The following is a 25,483-nucleotide window of genomic DNA, read 5'->3' on the forward strand; positions in this document are numbered from 1 at the left end:
ATGGGCAGTGGATGGCATGAATGGCCTTTAATGATTTTCACGGTCTTTGGTCAATGCGTGGTGGGCGGATTTATTGTACTGGCCCTGGCGTTAATCAAAGGGGATTTATCGGGCGAACAGCAGCAGCGTGTTGTAGGGAGCATGTTCGGCCTGTGGGTGCTGATGGGCGTGGGCTTTATTGCCTCGACCTTGCATCTGGGGTCGCCGATGCGGGCGTTCAACTCGTTAAACCGCATTGGCGCCTCGTCGCTTAGCAATGAAATCGCTGTCGGGGCGCTGTTCTTTGCGATTGGCGGTATTGGCTGGCTGCTGGCGGTGGTCAATAAGCTGCCGTCAGGCGTGCGTAATCTCTGGCTGCTCCTGACGATGGTGCTGGGGGTTATCTTCGTCTGGATGATGGTGCGCGTTTATAACACCATCGATACGGTGCCTACCTGGTACACGGTATGGACGCCGTTTAGCTTTTTCCTGACGATGTTTATTGGTGGTCCGTTGTTGGGATACCTGCTGCTGCGTTTTGCGGGGGTTGACGGTTGGGCGATGCGTCTGTTGCCCGCCATTTCGCTGCTGGCGTTGGTGGCGAGCGTCATCGTGGTGCTGATGCAGGGCAGCGAGCTGGCGACAATCCATAGTTCCATTCAGCAGGCTTCGGCGCTGGTGCCGGATTACGGCTCGCTGATGGCCTGGCGCGTTGTTGCGCTGGTGCTGGCGCTGGTATGCTGGATCGCCCCGCAGCTTAAGGGCGATCGGCCGGCATTACCGCTGCTGGGCCTGGCATTTGTCCTGGTTCTGGTCGGTGAAATGATTGGCCGCGGCGTCTTCTATGGCCTGCATATGACAGTCGGAATGGCAATCGCCAGCTGATCGCTATTTATCGCGCCAGAAAAGTGTATTCTGGCGCGATAAAAAATGCGGTTGATTGATGAAATATTTCTACTGATATTGCCACCTTCTTTTTTCAATAAATTAATAAAAACAATGGAATAATATAAATAACCATTCAGTTGCTCATTCGCTGGATAAAAAACTTCAATCGTGTGCCCGTAAACCGCATCACACCTGATTTTTGCCGGATTGACAATGTTTGCAGCAGTGGCATGATGCGCACGCAATCTGAACTCCATCACGGTTTATATCCATGTCCATCTACACCCGGCCAGTGCAAATGTTGCTCTGTGGCCTCCTTTTGTTGACCCTGGCGATAGCGGTTTTAAATACGCTCGTCCCGCTTTGGCTTGCCCATGAAAATATGCCGACCTGGCAGGTCGGGATGGTAGGGTCTTCTTATTTTACTGGTAATCTGACGGGAACCTTGCTGGCCGGATGGGTAATTAAGCATCTGGGTTTTAACCGTAGTTATTATCTGGCATCGATTATTTTTGCTGTCGGCTGTGTCGGCCTTGGTATCACTATTGGTTTCTGGAGCTGGTTTAGCTGGCGTTTTGTCGCAGGGGTAGGCTGCGCGATGATTTGGGTAGTGGTTGAGAGCGCGCTGGTCTGTAGCGGCACTTCGCGGAGCCGTGGTCGTCTGCTGGCGGCATATATGATGATTTATTATGTCGGCACCGTGCTGGGCCAGCTAATGGTAAGCAAGTTGCCGACGAATTTGATGAGCGTTCTGCCGTGGGTGACGGCGCTGACCCTGGCGGGTATTCTGCCGTTACTGTTTGCTCGTCTGGTTAATGAGAGCGATGAGCCGCAGAAAGCTGTCCGTATCTGGCCGATGTTAAGGCTACGCCAGGCTCGCCACGGCGTGAATGGCTGTATTATTTCCGGCATTGTCCTCGGCTCTCTGTACGGGCTGATGCCGCTGTGGCTGAACCATCAGGGCGTTAGCGATTCCGGGATTGGTTTCTGGATGGCGGTGATGGTCAGTGCGGGTATTGTTGGGCAGTGGCCGATTGGTCGGCTGGCCGATCGCTACGGGCGTCTGCTGGTTCTTCGGGTCCAGGTGTTTGTGGTGATTTTGGGATGCCTTGCGATGTTGAGCCCGACATCAATGGCACCGGCGCTGTTTGTACTTGGCGCCTCCGGGTTCACGCTTTACCCGGTCGCGATGGCCTGGGCCTGTGAAAAAGTAGAGCGTCACCAGCTGGTGGCGATGAATCAGGCGCTGTTAATGAGCTATACCGTGGGCAGTCTGCTTGGGCCGACGCTGACCGCCATGCTGATGCAGAATTTCTCTGATAATTTGTTGTTTATCATGATCGCCAGCGTGTCATTCATTTATCTGCTGACGCTGCTGCGCAAAGCAGGGCACCATCCTGGGCCGGTGGCTCACGCCTGATTTTGTAATAGAATAGCGGGAGGACTTGTCCTTCCGCTATAGCTGAGAAGCTATAAGCTCGGCAAACTGGGTTTTATTTTTCACCGTCGTGAATCGTTGTAGCCTGTCTCCCTCATCCAGCCAGCAGACTAAGCGCTGGATTGTCTGAATATGTTGTTCACTGTTTGCTGCTGCCAGCACAACGATCAGCCGAATATCCGGATGCCCGGGAAACTCAACGTATTCACGACAGCAAAGTAGTGAAAGCACGCTGTTTTTGCTCAATACCCCATTCTCCGGCCGCGCGTGCGGTAGCGCAAACATCGGGCTCAGTATGTACCAGGGGCCGTCCTGTTCCGTGGCATGGATGATGGCCTGAACATATTCTGTTGTGATTTTCTTTTGCTGTTCCAGAGGGCGGCAGGCGAGCTGAATGGCACTGCGCCAGTTCAGACGGTGACGGGTGAACTGGCAGGCGGAAAATAATGTCTTTTCCATAAAAACTCCCTTTACTCGGGAGCCGGCCGTCAAAGCGACCGGCTCGCGCAGCGGTTAGTGAAGGGCGTTGTATAGCGCGTCGCCCGATATGCCATATTTCGTTTTTAGTTGTCTGCTGTTACCTGATTCAGTAAACGTATCCTGTGTCCCCAGGCGCGTCAGACGGGCAGGATGAGCCGTTTGCGCCAGGGTTTCGGCGATCAATCCGCCAAGGCCGCCGTTAATGGTATGATTTTCCAGCGTAGCGATAAGTGGGCACTCTTCGACCAGCCGATAAAACTCTTGCTGATTAAAGGGTTTGAGCTTAGCAACATGGATAAGTTTGCCTTTTTTACCGCTGGCGATCAGCTTTTCATAGCCATCGGTTGCCTGTTCCAGCACCGTTCCTTCAAACAGAATCGCAAAATCATTGCCGCTGTCTGCGATGGCGGCAATATCGCTGACCTGCGGAATGATACTTTTATCGCGAACCGGCATCGGCTCCCGGGCGACGCGGATGTACACCGGCCCCTTTATTTTCGTAGCCTGCTCGAAGGCACCGGCAATCTCTTCTGCATCTGCTGGCGTCAGGATCGTTAACCCAGGTAGTACGCGGGTCAGGGCTAAATCTTCCAGAGCATGATGGGAGGCGCCGTCCGGGCCATCATCCATACCCGGGTGACTGCCAACAAGCTTAATGTTGGCTTTGGCGTAGCAGGCCTGCCTTAACTGGGTCCAGGCGGTGCCGGTTACGAACATCGCAAAGTTAACATAGAAGGGGATAAAACCCTCCAGCGCCTGACCGACAGCGAAGCTCATGGCGGAACCTTCCGCAATGCCCATTTCGAAAAAGGCTTCCGGATAGATGGCCTGAAACTGGTCAGTGCGGGTTGAGCTGGCCAGGTCGCTGTCAATCACCACGACGGGATAGCCTTTTTCTTTCAGGGCAATCAGGGCATTACCGATCTCATCACGGGGTGCTTTCATCACTGTAACTCCTCCATGGCCTGTTGATATTGTTCTTTACTCGGGGTTTTTGAGTGCCAGTCGCCGTTGTTTTCCATATAGCTGATGCCAGCGCCTTTCGTGGTGTGCGCGACAATGGCAACAGGCTTACCTTTCAGGTGCCGGGACAACATCAGGGTATCGGCGACCTGATGCATATCGTTGCCGTTGTGAAGTTCAAGCACATGCCAGCCAAAGCTGCGAATTTTATCCGCTAGTGGTTCGAGATTAACCACGGCATTAACCGGATCATGGGAAGAGAAGCCGTTGTAATCGATAATGGCGACCAGATTATCCATTTTCATATGTCCGGCTTGCTGTAAGGTTTCCCAGATTTGCCCTTCATGCATTTCACCGTCGCCAATAATGGCAAATACCCGATGGGGATCGTCACGCCGCTTTTTGGCGGCCGCCATGCCGAATGCAATGGATAGTCCCTGGCCCAGCAAACCGGTGGTGGCATCGACTTCCGGCAGGGATTTAATGCTGGGGTGCCCTTGCAGGCGTGAGTTGATTTGGCGGAACGTATTAAATTCGCTGCGATCGATCCTGCCTTTTTGATACAGCATGGCGTACTGCGCGGCGACGGCGTGGCCTTTACTCATTACCACGCGTGAGCGAGGGGAGGTGCTCAGATCAACCTCCTGGTAGTAGAGCCAGGTAAGGATGTCGATTATTGACAACGCTCCGCCCGGATGGCCAATCCCGGATTCATAGATCATAGTGACTATCTCGCGCCGGGCGGCAAGCGCGTGGGACTTCAGTTCATCAATGTTCATGTTCTTTCCTTCTTATGGCAGCATTTTACCGATGTAGTACACGACCAGGCCCAGAGCGACGAAGTCGGTTTCCGGGAAGCTGGTGCCTGACAGACCGACGGACTCCATAATTGGGTAAATCAGCGCGGGGCCGATGCCGATCAGGATCCCGGTGATGAAGCTCCCGGCAATTGCGCCTTTCCAGCCGCCAGAGGCGTTACCAAAAATCGCAGCGGTCGCGCCGATAAAGAAGTAGGGGATCGCCACCGGGATAATGACGGTTTGTCCGAGAATCGCCAGAAAGCCCATAACGACCAGTCCGCCGACAAATGACGAGATAAATCCCAGTACCGTGGCAGTAGGGGCGTAGGGGAAGACTACCGGGCAGTCGAGGGCGGGTTTGGCGTTGGGAATAAATTTTTCCGAAATGCCGAGGAAGGCCGGAACAATTTCGGACAGCAGCAGTCTCACGCCGGTAATAATGATGTACAGCGACGCGGTGAAGGTCAGCGACTGGAAGAGGGGGTAAACCAGCCAGTGCATGCCTCCTGCCGCTGCGGTAACCGCCGCTTTTCCGGCTGCAAACGCGGCAATGTAGTAGAAAATACTGACCGAGATCGATACCGAGACGATGTAATCTTTAAAGATCCCCAGCCAGCCGGGAAGGTTCAGTTTTTCGGTGGATTGCTTAGGATCGCCAACTTTTGACCCAATCCAGCCTGATGCGGCATAGGCCAGCGTGACGTAGTGTCCCATCGCAATCTCGTCGTTGCCGGTAATTTTGCGCATCCATGGTTGCGCAATTGCCGGATAAAGGCAGGCAGCGAGACCCAGCAAAACCGAGCCGACAATGATGGTGGTCATATCGCTATAGCCCAGCGCCTTCAGCGTGACGGTAAGTAGGGCAGAGAGATAAAGGTTATGTTGCCCGGTAAGAAAAATGTATTTAAAGGGGGTGACGCGGGCAAAGAACAGATTCCAGCCAAAGCCGATCACCATAATCAGCGAGACACACATTGCGAATTTGGTTTGTGCCAGTCCGGTTAACGCCTCCGCCAGTGGCATCACGCCCTTCAGGCCAAATCCATCGCTGAATAACGTTTGGAAATTACCCAGAGAGGTCACCGCCAGACCTGCGCCTCCGGCAAAAACCAGGAAGCCGACAATGGTTTTGAAGGTGCCAGAAAGGACTTTTTCAATCGGCTTACGTTGAATTAACAGGCCGATTAATGCAATAAAGCCAACTAAAAGTGGGGTTACACCCAGAATGTCGAATACAATAAATCTGAGGAAATCCATATTGCCTCCGGGAGAGGTTAGTTGCTTTGAACGATGTCAGTGAGCGCAGATTCCATTTCTTCGCTGTTCATCAGATCGGTGATGCCGACCGCCCTGAATCCGGCGGCTTCGACTTCCTCGGTGAGATCGCGCATAGTGATGACGAAATCAATATCTTGCCAGGTGCGCAGACCTGAGAGGACATCGTGTTCCAGTTCGATATCCCAGCCGTGTTTGTCGATAATTTTTTGCGCTTTTATTTTGAGCATTAAGGAACTGCCCATACCGGTACGGCAGACGATGAGACCTTTCATTCGATGTTCTCCTGTTTGTAAAAATAATTATTTTTATTTGTTTATGTGAGATAATAATTATTATCCTTGCGGTGAAATGAAAGATGTGACTGTGTTTGCATTTTGAGCAAATAAGGCAAAATATGAGCCAGATAGACACTAATTTGTTGATAAACATAAGAAACGGAGCTTCTGAACTAAGCCCGATCCTGGAAAAAGTTGGCCGTTTCATTACGGAAAATCCTGACTTTGTGATGCGACACACGATCTCAGAACTTGCCGATTCCATTGATACCAGTGAGGGGAGCATTACCCGTTTTTGTCGGGCCTTTGGTTTTAAAGGTTTCTCGGATTTCCGAACCGCGCTGGCGATGGAGCAGGGCGCCGCGCGTTCGGACGACAGCGGTAATGAAGAGATAGCTCCAGTGCTGGCAAGCATCCGCGACAGTAATGCCATTGTTGATAATCAGGAGTTGAAAGCGGCGGCGGACTGGCTTAATAGCCTGAACAGTATTGCGATTTATGCGGTAGGTACCGCAGTGCCGGTGGCGTTATTCCTGCAGATGAATTTAATCAACATGGGGAAGGCGGCCAGTTTTGTCGATCGCTCCTATCCGGCCGCCATGCCGTTGTTAACAGATAATCAAAAAACCGGCATTATCGTCGTGCATAGCGAGCAGGCATCGGCGGATATGATGCAGGCTTTGTCCATGGCAAAGCAGCAGGGGGTGAAAATATTGTCGCTGACGCGCGGGACGTTTGCGCCATTGGCGCGTTTGTCCGACTGGAACCTTCAGGCGGCGGTTGCGTTGCAAGGGGAAGGGGAATCCGGATTTGCTGAAATTGCGGGGGCGATGATGGTGGCTGATCGGATTCTTAACGCGCTGGAAGAACAGGATGAACGCTATGCTGAATATCGTAAAGCGCATCAGAAGCGGATTTTCTCGATTGAGAGCGTGGCGAATAAGTTGTCGGAATACTTTATGTCCTGATCTCCATCCCCTGGAAAATACGCATTCCTGGCCACACAGGGTATATCGGGAATGCCGTGCAGGGCATTGTCCCGCCCTATTGCGGGACACACAGCCTAGTACATGACTTTATGACCATAAAGTTCGAGAATCCCCTTTACGCGCTCCATGGTCTCTTTTTTCGGCGGATGGACGCCATCCAGCTTGTACTCTTCACCCATCGCCACCCATTTATGTTTGCCCAATTCGTGATAGGGCAGTAGTTCGATCTTTTCAACGTTACCCATATCGCGGGTAAATTCGCCGAGGCGATGAGCAGAGTCGTCATCGTCAGACCAGCCCGGCACCACAACGTAGCGAATCCAGGTTTTAATTCCCTTTGCGGAGATGTATCTGGCAAACTCCAGCGTGCGATGGTTGGATACGCCGACCAGATTCTGATGGATTTCGTCATTCATTTGTTTGAGATCGAGCATCACCAGGTCAGTGACTTCCAGCAGTTCATCGATCACCGGATCGTAACGGCGCACAAAGCCATTGGTGTCGAGACAGGTATGAATACCTTCTTTCTTACAGGCGCGGAACCAGTCGCGAACAAATTCAGCCTGCAGAATGGCCTCACCGCCGGATGCCGTCACGCCGCCGCCGGACGCGTTCATAAAATGGCGATAGGTGACGACCTCTTTCATTAGTTCTTCAACGGTTATCTCTCTGCCTGCGTGGGTATCCCAGGTGTCACGATTATGGCAATAGAGACAACGCATCAGACAGCCTTGAAAGAAAGTAATGAAGCGGATCCCCGGGCCATCGACGGTGCCACAGGATTCAAAGGAGTGAATACGGCCAATTGTTGACATTGCGGTGATATCTCCAGATTCGGCCCGTCCGGGGCCGTGTTAGTGCACAGTTATTAACTGTGTCGAGTCTGTTTTGGCAGTCATCCATTGAGTATAGATAGCTGCCGAAAGAGACTTAGGTGTTAAAAAGGCCCCACTTACGTGGAGCCTTTATTGTACGCTTTTTACCGTGCGATTTCAGTCAATACCCTTCGTCTTTCACGTTGAATCTTTGTTGGCTGCGTTCAGTTACCCGAATCACTTACTGGCGTAAGCTCTTCGGGATTCGTTCACTTGCCGCCGTGATGCAACCCGAAATCCATTGGGTAACACCAATTACATGGTCTGAGTGAAGGTACGGGTGATAACGTCCTGCTGCTGTTCTTTTGTCAGAGAGTTAAAACGTACTGCGTAGCCAGATACGCGGATGGTCAACTGCGGATATTTTTCCGGGTTTTCCATTGCGTCGAGCAGCATTTCACGGTTCATAACGTTGACGTTCAGATGCTGACCGCCTTCGATGGACGCTTCATGGTGGAAGTAACCATCCATCAGGCCCGCGAGGTTGGTTTTACGCACTTCATCGTCTTTACCCAGTGCGTTCGGCACGATAGAGAAGGTGTAAGAGATACCATCTTTCGCGTAAGCAAACGGCAGTTTTGCAACGGAGGTCAGAGAGGCAACGGCACCTTTCTGGTCACGACCGTGCATTGGGTTAGCACCCGGTCCGAACGGCGCGCCAGCGCGACGACCATCCGGGGTGTTACCGGTTTTCTTACCATACACAACGTTAGAGGTGATGGTCAGAACAGACTGAGTCGGGATAGCGCCGCGGTAAGTGGTCAGTTTCTGAATTTTCTTCATGAAACGTTCCACCAGGTCAACCGCCATGTCATCAACGCGAGAGTCGTTGTTACCAAACTGCGGGTATTCGCCTTCGATTTCGAAGTCGACAGCCAGGCCGTCTTCGTCACGAATCGGTTTCACTTTCGCATATTTGATGGCGGACAGGGAGTCAGCAGCAACGGACAGACCTGCGATACCACACGCCATGGTGCGGATAACGTCACGGTCGTGCAGCGCCATCAGAGAGGCTTCGTAGCTGTATTTGTCGTGCATGTAGTGGATAACGTTCAGCGCGGTGACATACTGTTTCGCCAGCCAGTCCATGAAGTGATCCATACGCTCCATCACTTCGTCGAAGTTCAGAACGTCGCCTTTGATGGGGGCAGATTTCGGACCAACCTGCATTTTCAGTTTTTCATCAACGCCGCCGTTGATGGCGTACAGCATGGTTTTCGCCAGGTTAGCACGCGCACCGAAGAACTGCATTTGTTTACCAACGATCATCGGGCTTACGCAGCAAGCGATCGCGTAGTCGTCGTTGTTGAAGTCCGGACGCATCAGGTCATCGTTCTCATACTGCAGAGATGAGGTATCGATGGATACTTTAGCGGCGAATTTCTTGAAGTTCAGCGGCAGTTTTTCGGACCACAGAATGGTGATGTTCGGCTCCGGAGACGGCCCCATGGTGTACAGGGTGTTCAGGAAGCGGAAGCTGTTTTTGGTGACCAGAGTACGGCCGTCAACGCCCATACCGCCGATGGATTCAGTTGCCCAGATCGGGTCGCCGGAGAACAGTTCATCGTATTCCGGAGTACGCAGGAAACGCACCATACGCAGTTTCATGACCAGGTGGTCAATCATTTCCTGTGCTTCTTGCTCGGTAATTTTACCGGCTTTCAGGTCACGTTCGATGAAGATATCCAGGAAGCTGGAGGTACGGCCGAAGGACATGGCCGCGCCGTTCTGAGATTTAACGGCAGCCAGGTAGCCGAAGTAAGTCCACTGAATTGCTTCCTGAGCGTTGGTAGCCGGACCAGAGATATCGCAGCCATATTTAGCCGCCATCTCTTTAATCTGACCCAGAGCGCGGTGCTGTTCAGCGATTTCTTCACGCAGACGGATAGTCGCTTCCAGGTTTACGCCATTCTCCAGATCGGACTGCAGAGAGGTAAACTGCGCGAATTTGTCTTTCGCCAGGTAGTCGATACCGTACAGCGCAACGCGACGGTAGTCGCCGATGATACGGCCGCGGCCATAGGCATCCGGCAGACCGGTGAGAACACCGGATTTACGGCAACGCAGGATGTCCGGCGTATAAACATCGAACACGCCCTGGTTGTGTGTTTTACGGTATTCAGTGAAGATTTTTTTCAGCATCGGGTCCAGTTCGCGATTGTACGCTTTGCAGGAACCTTCAACCATTTTGATACCGCCAAACGGGATAATCGCACGTTTCAGCGGTGCTTCAGTCTGCAGACCAACGATTTTCTCAAGCGCCTTATTAATGTAGCCAGCGTCATGAGCAGTGATGGTGGAAGCAACGGAGGTGTCAAAGTCAACAGGCGCGTGAGTGCGGTTTTCCTGTTTAACGCCTTCCATTACGCTGTCCCATAGCTTGGTGGTCGCGTCAGTTGCGCCAGCCAGGAAGGACTCATCACCTTCGTACGGGGTATAGTTTTTCTGGATGAAGTCGCGGACGTTGACTTCGTTCTGCCAGTCACCTTTCGCAAAACCTTCCCAGGCTGTGGCTAACTTTTCATTAAGCTCGGACATGTAACACCTACCTTCTTAAGTGGATTTTTTATTTACTGCCTGAAACAACCTTTAGTGATGGTTATCGCCACGCAGGTAAATCACCCAGTATGTCAACCCAACCAGTAAACCACCGCCGATGATGTTCCCGATAGTTACCGGAATCAGGTTATCAGTGATGAAATTCATGACGGTCAGGTGAGAGAAATTTTCCGGGGTTGAACCAACAGCGGTCCAGAACTCCGGACTCGCAAAGTCGCGAGTGATGATGCCCATCGGGATCATAAACATGTTCGCGATACTATGCTCAAATCCGCTGGCAACAAACATTGCCACCGGTAAAACCATAATCATGGCTTTATCCATCAGGCTGCGGCCAGAGTAACTCATCCATACTGCAAGGCAGACCATCAGGTTTGCCAGGATACCCAGGCATACGGCTTCAATAAAAGTATGGTGCATTTTGTGGTCGGCGGTTTGCAAGACGTTAAGTCCCCACTGACCGTTGGCAACCATATATTCGCCTGAAAGCCACATTAGCAACACAAAGAGTAAGCAGCCAATCAGGTTACCAACATAGACATTGAGCCAGTTTTTCGCCAGTTGACCCCACGTAATTCTCCCGTTGGCTTTCGCGACAACGATAAGTACGGTTGAGGTGAACAGGTCGGCACCGCAAATAACGCAAAGAATCAAACCCAGTGAGAAGCAGATACCCCCAATCAGTTTGGCAACACCAAAAGGCATCCCGGCAGTGCCGGTTGTTGCTGTAATATAGAAAACAAAAGCGATAGAGATGAAGACACCTGCGGTGATAGCCAGATAAAACGTCTTTATCGGATGTTTTGTCGCTTTATAGACACCTGCTTCTTCGGCGACTTTCGCCATTGCGGCAGGAAGTAAAAGATCAAAAGGGTTGTCAGCTTTCACACTAACTCTCTCTTTATGTAAGTTGGCGGTGAGATACTAACAAAGCATTATAGAAGGGAATTTGATATAGATCATATCCGGCCGGAACTATAGGCCTTTTTAGTGTGTGGAATAGGCTGTAAATGATATTAACTTATTGTTTTTTAATTAAAAAATAAATTTTAAAATTTACAAATAATGTTGATTTTTTTCATTTTGCTCCCGTTTTTCGGTTAATTAAAATGGGGTATTTTTATTAAAATTAACAATATTTGCGTGTTGTTTTATTATTTCTCACCACTAATTAACTTTATTGATACAAATAATGCAAAGCAGGTGGGAAAAGTTAAAAAAAAGGGGCGTCGCCGCCCCCACAAGGCATGTTTTCTGGGCTGCAAATGAATGCTTATTTACTCCAGAAGGTAGTTTTTGCGCGCTGTAGCTTTTCATAGGCCTTCAGCAATGACTGATGAGCCGGGAAAGCCCGCAGATCGCCGTCAATGGCCTGTAAGCCATAGAATGGCGCTTCACCGCTGAGCGCGGCGCTGGCGGCCTCAACCGTTTCGGCGCCGTACATGCGGACAAAAGCGTTCAGGTATTGCAGCGGCTGGCGCTCCTCTTCCAGGCTCAGCAGCAGTAAGGTTTGCAGGCAGCGGTAGTAGTTGGAGCGTTCGGCGCTAAAGATTGAGGCGTTGAATTCCATGGTCCACTCGGTCCAGATCAATGCCTGTTCAATATCGCCGCCCGCCAGCGCCAGCATCGCTTTCAGTTCACCGATGCGCAGCGTATACCAGCCGTTGTCTTTACCGGTCGCCAGGCCCAGCAGTTCACGTACGCGGGTGAAATCATCAAGGCCTTCGTCATCTATCTGTTCAATAAGCGCCAGATAATCTTCTTTTTCCCACTCGCTTCCCGGCAGGGAAAGAAGGGTTTCTCGCAGATGCGCGCCCATATTGTTATTTGCCAGCCAGAGATCTTCCGCCGGGTAGATATCGGACATACCCGGGACGATGATCCGGCAGGCGTAGACGCCCAGATGTTCGTAATCGGCGATATAAACGTCTTTATCTTCTTCCTTAAAGATAGCCATCAGGGTGGCGAACTCTTCATCCGTGGTGCCGGAGAAGCTCCAGTCCACAAACGGGTAGTCGGCATCCTGCTTAAACATATCCCACGAGATCAGGCCGCTGGAATCGATAAAGTGGGTTTCAAGGTTCGCATGTTCAGCCACTTCTTCATCATCGAAGGTGGGAGGCGTGAAGACATCGAGATCTTTCAGGCTGCGGCCCTGCAGCAATTCGGTGACGGTACGTTCAAGCGCCACGCCGAAATCAGGATGCGCGCCGAAGGAGGCGAAGCAGGTGCCGTTAGTTGGGTTAAACAGCACTACGCAGATCACCGGATATTTACCGCCCAGCGAACCGTCGTAGGCGAAAATCGGGAAGCCTTCCGCCTCCAGCTTATTGATCGATTCTACAACGCCCGGATAGCGCGCCATCACTTCTGCCGGAATCTCCGGCAGGCTGATGCTTTCGGCGATAATACGGTTTTTAATATGGCGCTCAAATACTTCTGACAGGCCCTGAACGCGGGCTTCGTTGCGGGTATTGCCCGCGGACATCCCGTTAGAGACGTACAGGTTGCCAACGATATTCATCGGAATGTAGACCGTCTCGCCATCGGACTGACGGGTGAACGGCAGACCGCAGACGCCGCGATCGTCATTACCTGACTGCAAATCGACCAGCATGCTGGCGGTTAACTGATCGTCAGGATCGTAGAACGCGCGCAGGCGGGCATCCAGCAGCCCTTCCGGCACGGCGTCATCATTGGTTAACGGGAACCATTTTTCATTCGGGTAGTGAACAAAAGGGCCGTTGGCGATAGTGTCGCCCAGCCAGAAATCGGCAAAGAAGTAGTTAGTGGAGAGACGCTCAAAGTATTCTCCGAGCGCTGAAGCCAGCGCGGCTTTTTTGGTCGCGCCTTTGCCGTTAGTGAAACACAGGGCGCACTCTTTATCGCGGATATGCACTGACCAGACGTGCGGCACCGGGTTGAGCCATGAGGCCTCTTCAATATCAAATCCGAGGTCGAGCAACTTCTGCTGGAAGCGAGCGATGGAATCTTCCAGGGCGGCATCTTTGCCGGGAATAAATGTTTGAGTCATGGCAGTCACTTTTATCGTACGGAAAGCGCGCAATGATACGGGTTTTAGATGGCAGGTGCCATCTCCATCGTCTGGCTATGCTTAAGATGACTTAACAACTGCTCAGGCGGTAACCATGAAGACATTTGACTGGCATCGTATGGCGCTTGATAAAGTGCCTGTAGACTTTCTGGCCGAGGTGGCGTTACGCAGCCTTTATACCTTCGTACTGGTATTTATTTTCCTGAAAATAACCGGGCGGCGCGGCGTTCGCCAGATGTCGCTGTTTGAAGTATTGATCATTCTGACTCTTGGATCAGCGGCGGGTGACGTCGCGTTCTACGACGATGTCCCCATGCTACCGGTGTTGGTGGTTTTTATTACCCTCGCAATATTGTACCGATTGATTATGTGGCTGATGGGCCATAGCGAAACGCTGGAAGATTTACTCGAAGGTAAGCCAATTGTGATCGTCGAAAACGGCGAGCTGGCATGGGAAAAACTGCGGGCAGAAAACATGACCGAGTTTGAGTTTTTTATGGAACTGCGGATTAGCGGGGTTGAACAACTGGGACAGGTCAGATTGGCCATTCTGGAAACCAACGGCCAAATTAGCCTTTATTATTATGCCGATGAGGATGTTAAGGCCGGGCTTTCCATTCTACCTTCACGTTTTAACGAACGTTTTACCACCATTCCCCGAAATGACGAGTATGCCTGTGTTCGCTGTAGCGCGATTCTTAGTCTGCGGGCCGGTGATAAACAATTATGTCCACGCTGCGCAAATGCAGAATGGTCAAAGGTCAGTCGCGCAAAAAGAGTTACCTGACAGCAATTATGTCGGTTTTATGACGTCGGGCTGGCAGATTCTTTTGTCCGGAGGCGGCTGCATTTCTCTGCGTCTCAGTTTTAGCCATTGCGGTGTGTGTCACTGAATGATAAAACCGATAGCCACAGGAATAACTTATGCCCGCGACGGTTCGCGGGTAAATAACATAGCAAGTGGTGAGGGGAAATGGCTCAGGTCTATAACTTCAGTTCAGGCCCGGCAATGCTGCCGGCGGAAGTACTCAAACAGGCTCAGCAAGAACTGTGTGACTGGAACGGTTTGGGAACTTCGGTGATGGAAATTAGCCACCGTAGTAAAGAGTTCATTAAGGTGGCGGAAGAAGCGGAACAGGATTTTCGCTCCCTGCTTAATATCCCTTCCAACTACAAAGTATTATTCTGCCACGGGGGAGGGCGCGGGCAGTTTGCTGGCGTTCCGCTGAACCTGTTGGGCGATAAAACCGCTGCAGATTATGTTGATGCCGGTTACTGGGCGGCCAGCGCGGTAAAAGAAGCGCGTAAATACTGCAATCCGAACGTGATTGACGCTAAAACTACGGTTGACGGTCTGCGCGCGGTTAAGCCGATGAGTGAATGGCAACTGACGCCGGGAGCCGCGTATCTGCATTACTGCCCGAATGAAACCATCGACGGTATTGCTATTGATGAAACCCCGAATTTTGGCAACGATGTGATTGTCACGGCGGATTTCTCGTCGACTATTTTGTCGCGGCAAATTGACGTTAGCCGCTATGGCGTGATCTACGCGGGCGCGCAGAAAAACATTGGTCCCGCAGGTTTGACGCTGGTTATCGTGCGCGACGATCTGCTGGGTAAAGCTAACGTAGCCTGTCCGTCGATTCTCGACTATTCCATTCTGGCTGAGAATGATTCGATGTTTAACACGCCGCCGACATTTGCCTGGTATCTGTCTGGTCTGGTGTTTAAATGGCTGAAAGAGCAGGGCGGTGTTGCCGCAATGGATAAAATCAACCAACAGAAAGCCGACTTACTGTATGGCGTGATTGATAACAGTGATTTCTATCGCAATGAGGTCGCCGCCGGAAACCGCTCGCGCATGAACATACCGTTCCAGTTGGCGGACGGCGCTCTTGACAAATTGTTCCTCGAAGAGTCTTTCGCCGCTGGTTTGCATGCGCTGAAAGGCCACCGCGTCGTGGGCGGCATGCGCGCCTCCATCTACAACGCAATGCCGCTGGCGGGCGTGAAGGCACTGACTGACTTTATGCTGGACTTCGAACGCCGTCACGGTTGATCGCTGCCCCGTTTTTCATCCCCCGCAGCCGGTCTGCGGGGTTTTTATTCTGTTTGTTTGAGAGTTGAGTTTAATGGAATCCCTGACGTTACAACCCATTGCACGCGTAGATGGCACGATTAACCTGCCCGGGTCCAAAAGTGTTTCTAACCGTGCCCTGTTGCTGGCGGCATTAGCGGGAGGCACGACGGTGCTGACTAATTTGCTGGACAGCGACGACGTCCGCCACATGCTGAATGCCCTTAGCGCTCTGGGAGTTCATTACAATTTGTCATCCGATCGCACTCGCTGCGAAGTCACCGGTAACGGCGGCCCCTTGCAGGCGGGGAAAGCATTAGAACTGTTTCTCGGCAATGCCGGAACCGCGATGCGTCCGCTGGCGGCGGCACTATGTCTTGGGAACAATGATATTGTGTTAACCGGCGAGCCGCGGATGAAAGAGCGACCGATTGGTCACCTGGTTGATGCGCTGCGTCAGGGGGGGGCGAAAATTGATTATCTGGAACAGGAAAATTATCCGCCTTTGCGCCTGCGCGGCGGTTTCAACGGCGGCCAGGTTGAAGTCGACGGTAGCGTTTCCAGCCAGTTTCTCACCGCGCTGTTGATGACCGCGCCGCTGGCGCCGCAGGATACGACAATCGCAATTAAAGGCGACCTGGTGTCAAAACCGTATATCGACATCACGCTGAACCTGATGAAAACATTCGGCGTTGAGGTTGAGAACCAGAATTATCAGCGTTTTGTGGTGCAAGGCGCACAGCAGTATCGTTCACCGGGTCAATATCTGGTGGAAGGCGACGCGTCATCTGCTTCTTATTTCCTTGCCGCAGGCGCCATTAAAGGCGGAACGGTGAAAGTGACGGGGATTGGCCGTAACAGTATGCAGGGCGATATTCGCTTTGCCGATGTGCTGGAGAAAATGGGCGCAACCGTTATCTGGGGCGATGATTTTATTGCCTGCACGCGTGGCGAACTGAACGCTGTCGATATGGATATGAACCATATTCCGGATGCGGCGATGACGATTGCGACCGCCGCGCTGTTTGCCAAAGGCACTACCACGCTGCGCAATATCTACAACTGGCGCGTCAAAGAAACCGATCGTTTGTTTGCGATGGCGACGGAACTGCGTAAAGTGGGCGCGGAAGTGGAAGAAGGGGAGGATTACATCCGTATCACTCCGCCGACGAAATTGCAGTTTGCTGAAATCGGCACCTATAACGACCACCGTATGGCGATGTGCTTCTCGCTGGTGGCGCTTTCCGACACGCCGGTAACTATCCTCGACCCGAAGTGTACGGCGAAAACTTTCCCTGATTACTTCGAGCAACTGGCGCGAATCAGTACGCTGGCCTGATTGCGCTGAATTATTTTTTATGAACTTCAGCGACCAGATAAGTCTGGAGTAAAGCGGTACCGCTCACCAGCCCGTCAGCGCAATAGCGGGGCAATGGGGGACAAGCACGAAAGGTCCCCCATGCCATCTTTGCGGGCGCATAATTGCTGAGAAAAGTAAAACTTCGTCGCCTTTCCGGCTGATGTTCTGTCAGCCGCTATAATTGAGTCATTATTCCGCGCTGGATTTCCTGTTGTCCGTAATTTGCAAGCAATGCTCACTTTCCGTCGTATAGATGCGTATAATGCGCTGCGTTTATTTATAGAGTTACGCGCCTTGCTGAAGGAGAAAAAGATGACGGCAACTGTTCCGGTAATCACCATTGATGGGCCTGGCGGTGCGGGCAAAGGCACGTTGTGTAAGGCAATGGCGGAAACGCTGGGCTGGCATTTGCTGGATTCAGGGGCGATTTATCGCGTCCTTGCCCTCGCTGCGCTGCATCATCATGTTGATATCGAATCTGAAGACGCGCTGGTGCCGCTGGCTGCGCACCTGGATGTTCGCTTTATTTCCACTGACGGCAGCCTGGAAGTCATCCTTGAAGGTGAAGACGTTAGCGCTGAGATTCGCACGCAGGAAGTGGCGAATACCGCCTCAAAAGTGGCGGCTTTCCCTCGGGTGCGAGAGGCATTGTTGCGTCGGCAACGTGCTTTCCGTGACTTGCCCGGCCTGATTGCCGATGGACGCGATATGGGAACCGTCGTATTTCCGGATGCGCCGGTGAAAATTTTCCTTGATGCTTCCGCGCAAGAACGTGCGCGCCGCCGTATGCTTCAGTTGCAGGAAAAGGGCATTAGTGTTAACTTTGATCGCCTTTTATCCGAGATAAAAGAGCGTGATGACCGCGATCGTAATCGCGCAGTCGCCCCGCTTGTCCCGGCTGCTGATGCGTTAGTTCTTGATTCGACGGAACTAAACATCGAGCAAGTGATTGAAAAAGCGCTACAATATGCGCGCGAAAAACTGGCGCTCGCTTAAGTGCGACCGATTTAGCAGTACCCCCGCTGCAATGGATTGACGGCGGGTATGTGAAACAACCCCATCCGGCACGGAGCCAGGTGGACGTTAATATTAACCTGAAGATTAAACATGACTGAATCTTTTGCTCAACTGTTTGAAGAATCCTTAAAAGAAATCGAAACCCGTCCGGGTTCCATCGTTCGTGGTGTTGTTGTTGCTATCGACAAAGACGTAGTGCTGGTTGACGCCGGTCTGAAATCTGAGTCCGCCATTCCGGCAGAGCAGTTCAAAAACGCCCAGGGCGAGCTGGAAATCCAGGTGGGTGACGAAGTTGACGTTGCTCTCGATGCAGTAGAAGACGGCTTCGGTGAAACCCTGCTGTCCCGTGAAAAAGCTAAACGTCACGAAGCCTGGATCACGCTGGAAAAAGCTTACGAAGATGCTGAAACTGTGGTCGGTGTTATCAACGGCAAAGTTAAAGGTGGCTTCACTGTTGAGCTGAATGGTATTCGTGCGTTCCTGCCAGGTTCTCTGGTAGACGTTCGTCCGGTGCGCGATACGCTGCACCTGGAAGGCAAAGAGCTTGAATTCAAAGTCATCAAGCTGGACCAGAAACGTAACAACGTTGTTGTTTCCCGTCGTGCCGTTATCGAATCGGAAAACAGCGCAGAGCGCGATCAGCTGCTGGAAAACCTGCAGGAAGGCATGGAAGTTAAAGGTATCGTTAAGAACCTCACTGACTACGGTGCATTCGTTGATCTGGGCGGCGTTGATGGCCTGTTGCACATCACTGATATGGCGTGGAAACGCGTTAAGCATCCGAGCGAAATCGTAAACGTTGGCGACGAAATCACTGTTAAAGTGCTGAAGTTCGATCGCGAACGTACTCGTGTATCTCTGGGCCTGAAACAGCTGGGCGAAGATCCGTGGGTCGCTATCGCTAAACGTTATCCGGAAGGGACCAAACTGACCGGTCGCGTGACCAACCTGACCGACTACGGCTGCTTCGTTGAAATCGAAGAAGGCGTTGAAGGCCTGGTTCACGTTTCCGAAATGGACTGGACCAACAAAAACATCCACCCGTCCAAAGTTGTTAACGTTGGCGATGTAGTGGAAGTTATGGTTCTGGATATCGACGAAGAACGTCGTCGTATCTCCCTCGGCCTGAAACAGTGCAAAAACAACCCGTGGCAGCAGTTCGCGGAAACCCACAACAAGGGCGACCGTGTTGAAGGTAAAATCAAGTCTATCACTGACTTCGGTATCTTCATCGGCCTGGACGGCGGCATCGATGGCCTGGTTCACCTGTCTGACATCTCCTGGAACGTTGCAGGCGAAGAAGCCGTTCGTGAATACAAAAAAGGCGACGAAATCGCAGCAGTTGTTCTGCAGGTTGACGCAGAGCGTGAGCGTATCTCTCTGGGCGTTAAACAGCTCGCAGAAGATCCGTTCAACAACTGGGTTGCGCTGAACAAGAAAGGTGCAATCGTTAACGGTAAAGTGACTGCAGTTGACGCTAAAGGCGCAACCGTAGAACTGGCTGATGGCGTTGAAGGCTACCTGCGCGCTTCTGAAGCTTCCCGTGACCGTGTTGAAGATGCCACTCTGGTTCTGAGCGTAGGCGACAACGTTGAAGCTAAATTCACTGGCGTTGATCGTAAAAACCGTGCAATCAGCCTGTCTGTTCGTGCTAAAGATGAAGCTGATGAGAAAGATGCAATCGCAACTGTTAACAAACAGGAAGATGCAAACTTCTCCAACAACGCAATGGCTGAAGCTTTCAAAGCAGCTAAAGGCGAGTAATCTGAGTCTTTCGGGTTACAACAACCTGAATTATGACGAGTTTACTTGACAGATTACGGGATTCGTCCTGTAATCAATGACAAAGGGCGGCTACGGCCGCCCTTGTTTAAGCTGTTAGCTAATTTTGCCTGAAAGGAAACCGGAGGAATAATGACCAAGTCAGAATTGATAGAAAGACTTGCCAGCCAGCAATCCCATATTCCTGCGAAAGCAGTGGAAGATGCTGTTAAAGAAATGCTGGAGCATATGGCCTCAACGCTGGCTCAGGGTGAGCGCATTGAAATCCGCGGTTTCGGCAGCTTCTCTTTGCACTATCGAGCACCCCGCACCGGGCGTAACCCAAAAACTGGCGACAAAGTTGAACTGGAAGGTAAATACGTTCCACATTTTAAGCCAGGCAAAGAATTACGCGACCGCGCCAATATTTATGAAGGGTAAGTTTCGCTGAGCAGCGACAACATACTTAGACGTTAAAAAAGCACCTGCGGGTGCTTTTTTTGTGCCTTTATGATTCACCTCGCAAAATGTCGTTCGCTTTTCGGTAACGGCGTCAATTCTCCGGATAACGCGATACAGATTATCTTCCTCCTGAGAGACGCGCGCCTCTATTTACAGTAACACTTCCGCTAACGGGGAGGTGTTAATGCGTTTACCACAACTTGCTGGCTGTGTGATTATCGGCATCCTGCCGCTACTCTGGATGCCTGCCTTACCGGAAAAATCTCTCATCTGGGGGATCTTTGTTCTTGCTTTACTTATTGCACAATATCGCTGTAAAGCGACGAAATATGCGGTGCTAATAACGCTATTTTGGCTCTGGGGAATTCTTAGCGCCCGACAGATCCTGTGGTCCACGGAGGCGTTAACCGGCGGAAACAGGCAGGTTGAAATTGAGCTGACTGCAACAGACGGGCAGACAACTCATCAGGGCAAGATTATACGGCTGGATGGACGGCGATTGTTTCCCGCGCCAGGAGTAAGCCTTTATGGCAACGCTTTACCGGAACCGCCCTGCGCAGGTCAGGTATGGGCAATGCGGCTACGCATGCGTCCGGTTCATGGGCAGCTTAACGACGGCGGGTTCGATAGCCAACGCTATGCACTGGCACAGCATCGGCCGTTAACCGGACGATTTCTCTCCGCTGAAGTACGCGACAAGCGCTGTAGTTTGCGGGCACGCTATCTTGCATCGTTAAAACGGCGGCTAACTGCGCTACCGTGGCAATCGGTAATGTTGGGCCTGGGTATGGGGGAACGTCTGGCCGTGCCCCGCGAGATTAACGCCCTGATGCAGGAAACCGGTACATCGCACCTGATGGCGATTTCCGGCTTACATATCGCATTAGGGGCTTCTCTGGGCTGGCTGCTGCTCAGAGGTGCACAATTCTTTTTTCCGTGCCGCTGGCTTGGCTGGCGAGCACCGTTACTGACCGGTCTGGCATGCGCTTTATTTTACGCCTGGTTAACCGGCATGCAGCCTCCCGCCCTGCGCACCAGCATCGCATTAGCCGTTGGCTGCGCGCTACGCCTGTCAGGAAAACGCTGGTCGCCATGGCAAATATGGGGCTGCTGTCTTGGCGCAATTCTGTTTGCCGATCCGCTGGCGGTTTTATCCGAGAGCCTTTGGCTATCGGCATTTGCTGTTGCCGCGCTTATCTTCTGGTATCAACTGGCGCCGATGCCGCATTGCGCAAGGCACTGGCTATTGCGCCAAAGTCTCGGATTAGGCCATTTGCAGGTCGGATTAATGTTTCTGCTTGCCCCTGTACAGATTATGCTCTTTCACGGCATCAGTTTGACTTCCGTGATTGCCAACCTTATTGCTGTACCCCTTGTGACCTTTGTCGTCGTGCCGTTGATTCTGGCGGCAATGCTATTACATCTTTGCGGGCCGTTGATCATTGAGATGGCGATATGGCATTTAGCCGACCATATTCTTGCCGCGCTATTCTGGTCATTACGCCAATTACCACCCGGCTGGCTGAGTCTGGATGCGCGTTGGCTGGGGATAAGCATACTGCCGTGGCTGGCGTTGATCGCATGGCGTTTTCAGGTCTGGCGTACATTGCCGGCACTCTGTTTGAGTTGTCTGGTCCTGTTAAGCCGGCCTTTCTGGCGCAGTATTCCGGCGGATGAATGGCGCGTTACAATGCTGGATGTGGGACAGGGGCTGGCTATGGTTATTGAACGGCAGGGTGCGGCGCTGCTCTATGATACCGGGCTTGCCTGGCCGGGCGGCGACAGCGGCCAACAGATTATTCTTCCCTGGCTGCGCTGGCATCATTTGCAACTGGAGGGGATCGTTCTCAGCCACGAGCACCTCGATCACCGCGGTGGACTCAATTCTGTACTAAAAGCATGGCCCAATATCTGGGTGCGCAGCCCGTTAGGTTGGGAAGGCCATTTAGCGTGTCAGCGCGGTGAGAGCTGGCAGTGGCGAGGATTAACTATCCGCGTTATCTGGCCGCTGCCTGGTACGACAACCCAGGGAAATGATCGCTCCTGCGTGGTACGAATTGATGACGGTAAGCACAGTATTCTGCTGACCGGAGATATTGAAGCGCCTGCGGAGCAGGCAATGATGAGCCGCTACTGGCAACATCTTGCGTCTACACTCATTCAGGTTCCGCATCATGGCAGTAATACGTCGTCGGGAGCGGGCTTGTTGCGTCGCGTTGGCGGGAAGGCGGCGCTTGCTTCCGTTTCGCGCTATAACGCATGGCGTATGCCATCAGCGAAAGTGATTCAGCGTTACCAGAATCAAGGTTATCAATGGTTTGACACTGCGCATCAAGGGCAAATCACGGTCGTTTTTTCTTTAACCGACTGGCATATCTATAGCTTACGGGATCAAGTTTTACCGCGTTGGTATCATCAGTGGTTTGGCGGGAAGACGTAGAACGGGTAGAATATGCGGCTATTTCAACACAAGCTGGTTTATTGAATGCAGAACGATCAAGATCTTTCCACGTGGCAGACCTTCCGCCGACTCTGGCCGATTATAGCGCCGTTTAAGCTCGGGCTAATCGTTGCGGCGGTAGCGTTAGTGCTTAACGCGGCTAGTGATACCTTCATGCTATCGCTTCTTAAACCGTTATTGGATGATGGTTTTGGTAAAACAGAGCGCTCAGTGCTGATATGGATGCCGCTGGTGGTCATCGGGTTAATGGTTCTGCGCGGCATTACCAGCTACGTTTCGAGTTACTGTATCTCGTGGGTTTCCGGTAAAGTCGTGATGACGATGCGCCGCCGCTTATTTAGTCATATGATGGGAATGCCGGTCGCCTTCTTTGACAAACAGTCCACAGGTACGCTGTTATCACGTATTACCTATGACTCTGAGCAGGTTGCATCCTCCTCATCCAGCGCGCTGATCACCGTCGTGCGTGAAGGCGCATCGATTATTGGCCTGTTCGCGATGATGTTCTATTACAGTTGGCAACTGTCGGTGATTCTGATCGTCCTGGCGCCGATTGTCTCGATCGCTATTCGTGTGGTATCGAAGCGTTTTCGTAATATTAGCAAGAATATGCAGAATACTATGGGGCAGGTGACCACCAGCGCGGAGCAAATGCTGAAAGGGCATAAAGAAGTGCTGATGTTTGGCGGGCAGGCGGTCGAAACTAAACGTTTTGATAAGGTCAGCAACAAAATGCGCCTGCAGGGAATGAAAATGGTGTCAGCATCTTCAATCTCCGATCCGATTATTCAGCTGATCGCCTCTTTGGCCCTGGCTTTTGTTCTCTATGCGGCGAGCTTCCCGAGCGTAATGGAGACGTTGACCGCCGGGACGATCACCGTTGTCTTCTCCTCGATGATTGCGCTGATGCGTCCGTTGAAATCGTTGACCAACGTTAACGCTCAGTTCCAGCGCGGGATGGCTGCTTGTCAGACGCTGTTCGCTATACTTGACTCTGAACAAGAGAAAGACGAAGGCACGCTGGTGATTGATCGTGCGAAGGGCAACCTCGAATTTAAAAACGTCACCTTCAAATACCCGGGGCGCGAAGTCGCTGCGCTGCGCAACATCGATCTGACTATCCCGGAAGGGAAAACCGTGGCGCTGGTTGGCCGTTCGGGCTCAGGTAAGTCGACTATCGCCAGCCTTATTACGCGTTTCTATGATGTTAATGACGGCCAGATTACGCTGGATGGCCACGATCTGCGGGAATACACGCTGAGCTCCCTGCGCGATCAGGTTGCGCTGGTGTCGCAAAACGTCCATCTTTTCAACGATACCGTGGCTAACAACATTGCTTATGCGCGCACTGAAGAGTACAGCCGTGAGCAGATTGAAGAAGCGGCGCGTATGGCTTATGCCATGGATTTTATCAATAAAATGGACCATGGACTTGATACCATCATCGGCGAAAACGGCGTGATGCTCTCCGGCGGTCAGCGCCAGCGTATTGCTATTGCGCGTGCGCTGCTGCGCAACAGCCCGATTCTGATTCTCGATGAAGCCACCTCGGCGCTGGATACCGAATCCGAGCGCGCCATTCAGGCTGCGCTGGACGAGCTGCAGAAAAACCGCACTTCGCTGGTGATTGCTCACCGCTTGTCGACGATTGAGCAGGCTGATGAAATCGTGGTTGTGGAGGACGGTCAGATCGTCGAACGCGGCAGCCATACCGATCTGCTTGAGCACAAGGGTGTTTATGCCCAACTGCATAAGATGCAATTTGGCGCATGATTGCTCGCATCTGGTCCGGTGAGTCGCCCTTATGGCGGTTGTTACTGCCGCTCTCCTGGCTATATGGCCTGGTGAGCGGGTTAATACGGCTTAGCTATAAACGAGGATGGCGAAAAGCCTGGCGAGCGCCGATACCGGTCGTGGTGGTGGGAAACCTCACCGCTGGCGGTAATGGCAAAACGCCGGTTGTTATCTGGTTAGTGGAACAACTCCGGCAGCGCGGTATTCGTGTCGGCGTGGTTTCACGCGGTTATGGCGGTAAAGCGGCGAGCTATCCACTATTGCTGAATGCGGATACCGATACTGCTGAAGCGGGTGATGAGCCGGTGCTGATTTATCAGCGTACCGGCGCGCCGGTGGCCGTCTCACCGTCTCGCAGCGATGCGGTCCAGGCCTTGCTTGCAGGCAACGATCTGCAGATCATCATTACTGATGATGGTCTGCAGCACTACAGGCTGGCGCGCGACAAAGAAATCGTAGTGATTGATGGCGTGCGCCGTTTTGGCAACGGCTGGTGGCTGCCTGCCGGGCCGATGCGTGAACGTGCCTCGCGTTTGCACAGCGTCGATGCGGTTATCGTTAATGGCGGTCTCCCGCGTTCTGGCGAAATTCCAATGCAGCTTCGTCCCGGACAGGCTGTGAATTTGCTGACTGCTGAACAACGGGATGTCGCCAGGTTGGAAAATGTGGTGGCAATGGCGGGGATCGGCCATCCCCCGCGTTTTTTCGCCACGCTCGAAAGCTGTGGCGTACAGCCGGTGAAAGCAGTGGCTTTAGCCGACCATCAGGCATTGCAGCCGCGCGACGTCGCCGCGCTGGCAACGTCGCAGCAAACGCTGCTGATGACCGAAAAAGATGCGGTAAAATGCCGGAAATTTGCTCAGGCAAACTGGTGGTATTTGCCTGTTGACGCCATAATGGCTGACGAACGCGCGCAGCGGTTGCTCACGGACTTAGTTACGCTGGCGCAACGCTAATTTTGTTATACCG

Annotated in this window: 22 protein-coding genes; 12 read left to right on the top strand and 10 right to left on the bottom strand. The window is 52.3% G+C overall.

What is annotated here, in order from left to right; all coding sequences use genetic code 11:
- Complete coding sequence (locus tag ABK821_RS07795; protein ID WP_138360452.1) at positions 1-864, top strand: dimethyl sulfoxide reductase anchor subunit family protein; 864 nt, start codon at positions 1-3, stop codon at positions 862-864.
- Here ABK821_RS07795 and ABK821_RS07800 read toward each other — a convergent pair.
- On the bottom strand, positions 822-1,127 hold the full coding sequence (locus ABK821_RS07800) for a hypothetical protein (RefSeq protein WP_138360453.1): 306 nt from the start codon (positions 1,125-1,127) through the stop codon (positions 822-824). The genes ABK821_RS07795 and ABK821_RS07800 overlap by 43 nt on opposite strands.
- A gap of 11 nt (positions 1,128-1,138) precedes the next feature.
- On the opposite strand from ABK821_RS07800, the gene ABK821_RS07805 reads away from it, so the two are divergent.
- Positions 1,139-2,287: an MFS transporter gene (locus tag ABK821_RS07805; protein WP_343178256.1), complete on the top strand. Its 1,149-nt coding sequence runs from the start codon at positions 1,139-1,141 to the stop codon at positions 2,285-2,287.
- Positions 2,288-2,323: 36 nt separating this feature from the next.
- Here the strand turns inward: ABK821_RS07805 and ABK821_RS07810 are convergent, their stop codons facing one another.
- Genes ABK821_RS07810 through ABK821_RS07830 form a run of 5 tightly spaced genes read right to left on the bottom strand, consistent with a single transcriptional unit; the run spans position 2,324 to position 6,098 of the window.
- The gene (locus tag ABK821_RS07810; RefSeq protein WP_138360455.1) at positions 2,324-2,764 is read right to left on the bottom strand and encodes a PTS sugar transporter subunit IIA; all 441 of its coding nucleotides are present in this window, start codon (positions 2,762-2,764) and stop codon (positions 2,324-2,326) included.
- A 54-nt stretch (positions 2,765-2,818) separates the two neighbouring features.
- Positions 2,819-3,730 (bottom strand): transketolase family protein, encoded by a 912-nt coding sequence (locus ABK821_RS07815; protein WP_138360456.1) that lies wholly within the window; start codon positions 3,728-3,730, stop codon positions 2,819-2,821.
- The gene (locus ABK821_RS07820) at positions 3,730-4,527 is read right to left on the bottom strand and encodes a transketolase (protein ID WP_138360457.1); all 798 of its coding nucleotides are present in this window, start codon (positions 4,525-4,527) and stop codon (positions 3,730-3,732) included. The genes ABK821_RS07815 and ABK821_RS07820 overlap by 1 nt, the downstream gene beginning before the upstream one ends.
- A 12-nt stretch (positions 4,528-4,539) precedes the next feature.
- The gene (locus ABK821_RS07825) at positions 4,540-5,805 is read right to left on the bottom strand and encodes a PTS ascorbate transporter subunit IIC (RefSeq protein ID WP_138360458.1); all 1,266 of its coding nucleotides are present in this window, start codon (positions 5,803-5,805) and stop codon (positions 4,540-4,542) included.
- Between the two features lie 17 nt (positions 5,806-5,822).
- The gene (locus tag ABK821_RS07830; RefSeq protein ID WP_138360459.1) at positions 5,823-6,098 is read right to left on the bottom strand and encodes a PTS sugar transporter subunit IIB; all 276 of its coding nucleotides are present in this window, start codon (positions 6,096-6,098) and stop codon (positions 5,823-5,825) included.
- Between the two features lie 122 nt (positions 6,099-6,220).
- Between ABK821_RS07830 and ABK821_RS07835 the strand changes: the two genes are divergently transcribed.
- Complete coding sequence (locus ABK821_RS07835; protein ID WP_138360460.1) at positions 6,221-7,069, top strand: MurR/RpiR family transcriptional regulator; 849 nt, start codon at positions 6,221-6,223, stop codon at positions 7,067-7,069.
- 95 nt (positions 7,070-7,164) lie between these two features.
- Here the strand turns inward: ABK821_RS07835 and pflA are convergent, their stop codons facing one another.
- From pflA to ycaO, 4 genes are all read right to left on the bottom strand, one after another.
- Positions 7,165-7,905, bottom strand: a complete 741-nt coding sequence (gene pflA, locus ABK821_RS07840) for a pyruvate formate lyase 1-activating protein (RefSeq protein WP_138360461.1) — start codon at positions 7,903-7,905, stop codon at positions 7,165-7,167.
- Between the two features lie 315 nt (positions 7,906-8,220).
- The gene (gene pflB, locus ABK821_RS07845; protein ID WP_138360462.1) at positions 8,221-10,503 is read right to left on the bottom strand and encodes a formate C-acetyltransferase; all 2,283 of its coding nucleotides are present in this window, start codon (positions 10,501-10,503) and stop codon (positions 8,221-8,223) included.
- A gap of 51 nt (positions 10,504-10,554) precedes the next feature.
- Positions 10,555-11,412 carry a formate transporter FocA gene (gene focA / locus ABK821_RS07850; protein ID WP_138360463.1) on the bottom strand — a complete coding sequence of 286 codons (858 nt, stop codon included), beginning with the start codon at positions 11,410-11,412 and terminating at the stop codon, positions 10,555-10,557.
- Between the two features lie 385 nt (positions 11,413-11,797).
- Entirely contained in the window at positions 11,798-13,558 is a 1,761-nt protein-coding gene (gene ycaO / locus ABK821_RS07855; protein WP_138360464.1) for a 30S ribosomal protein S12 methylthiotransferase accessory factor YcaO, read from the bottom strand.
- 115 nt (positions 13,559-13,673) lie between these two features.
- Between ycaO and ABK821_RS07860 the strand changes: the two genes are divergently transcribed.
- From ABK821_RS07860 to lpxK, 9 genes are all read left to right on the top strand, one after another.
- Positions 13,674-14,366, top strand: coding sequence for a DUF421 domain-containing protein (locus ABK821_RS07860; protein ID WP_138360465.1), 693 nt, complete (start codon positions 13,674-13,676; stop codon positions 14,364-14,366).
- Between the two features lie 186 nt (positions 14,367-14,552).
- The gene (gene serC / locus ABK821_RS07865) at positions 14,553-15,641 is read left to right on the top strand and encodes a 3-phosphoserine/phosphohydroxythreonine transaminase (RefSeq protein ID WP_142501573.1); all 1,089 of its coding nucleotides are present in this window, start codon (positions 14,553-14,555) and stop codon (positions 15,639-15,641) included.
- 73 nt (positions 15,642-15,714) lie between these two features.
- A complete protein-coding gene (aroA, locus tag ABK821_RS07870) occupies positions 15,715-16,998 on the top strand; it encodes a 3-phosphoshikimate 1-carboxyvinyltransferase (protein ID WP_343178257.1) in 1,284 nt (427 codons plus the stop codon).
- A gap of 333 nt (positions 16,999-17,331) precedes the next feature.
- Complete coding sequence (gene cmk, locus ABK821_RS07875) at positions 17,332-18,015, top strand: (d)CMP kinase (protein WP_343178258.1); 684 nt, start codon at positions 17,332-17,334, stop codon at positions 18,013-18,015.
- 111 nt (positions 18,016-18,126) lie between these two features.
- Positions 18,127-19,800, top strand: a complete 1,674-nt coding sequence (gene rpsA / locus ABK821_RS07880; RefSeq protein WP_138360469.1) for a 30S ribosomal protein S1 — start codon at positions 18,127-18,129, stop codon at positions 19,798-19,800.
- Positions 19,801-19,950: 150 nt separating this feature from the next.
- Complete coding sequence (gene ihfB, locus ABK821_RS07885) at positions 19,951-20,238, top strand: integration host factor subunit beta (RefSeq protein WP_002898165.1); 288 nt, start codon at positions 19,951-19,953, stop codon at positions 20,236-20,238.
- Between the two features lie 205 nt (positions 20,239-20,443).
- Positions 20,444-22,699, top strand: coding sequence for a ComEC family protein (locus tag ABK821_RS07890; protein ID WP_343178259.1), 2,256 nt, complete (start codon positions 20,444-20,446; stop codon positions 22,697-22,699).
- A 45-nt stretch (positions 22,700-22,744) separates the two neighbouring features.
- Positions 22,745-24,493, top strand: coding sequence for a lipid A ABC transporter ATP-binding protein/permease MsbA (msbA, locus tag ABK821_RS07895; RefSeq protein ID WP_138360471.1), 1,749 nt, complete (start codon positions 22,745-22,747; stop codon positions 24,491-24,493).
- A complete protein-coding gene (gene lpxK / locus ABK821_RS07900) occupies positions 24,490-25,470 on the top strand; it encodes a tetraacyldisaccharide 4'-kinase (RefSeq protein ID WP_138360472.1) in 981 nt (326 codons plus the stop codon). Before msbA ends, lpxK begins: the two co-directional genes overlap by 4 nt.
- Positions 25,471-25,483: the final 13 nt, after the last annotated feature.

Source organism: Klebsiella sp. KE9456 (genome assembly GCF_043832615.1).
In the GTDB taxonomy this organism is placed as follows: Bacteria; Pseudomonadota; Gammaproteobacteria; order Enterobacterales; family Enterobacteriaceae; genus Klebsiella; species Klebsiella indica.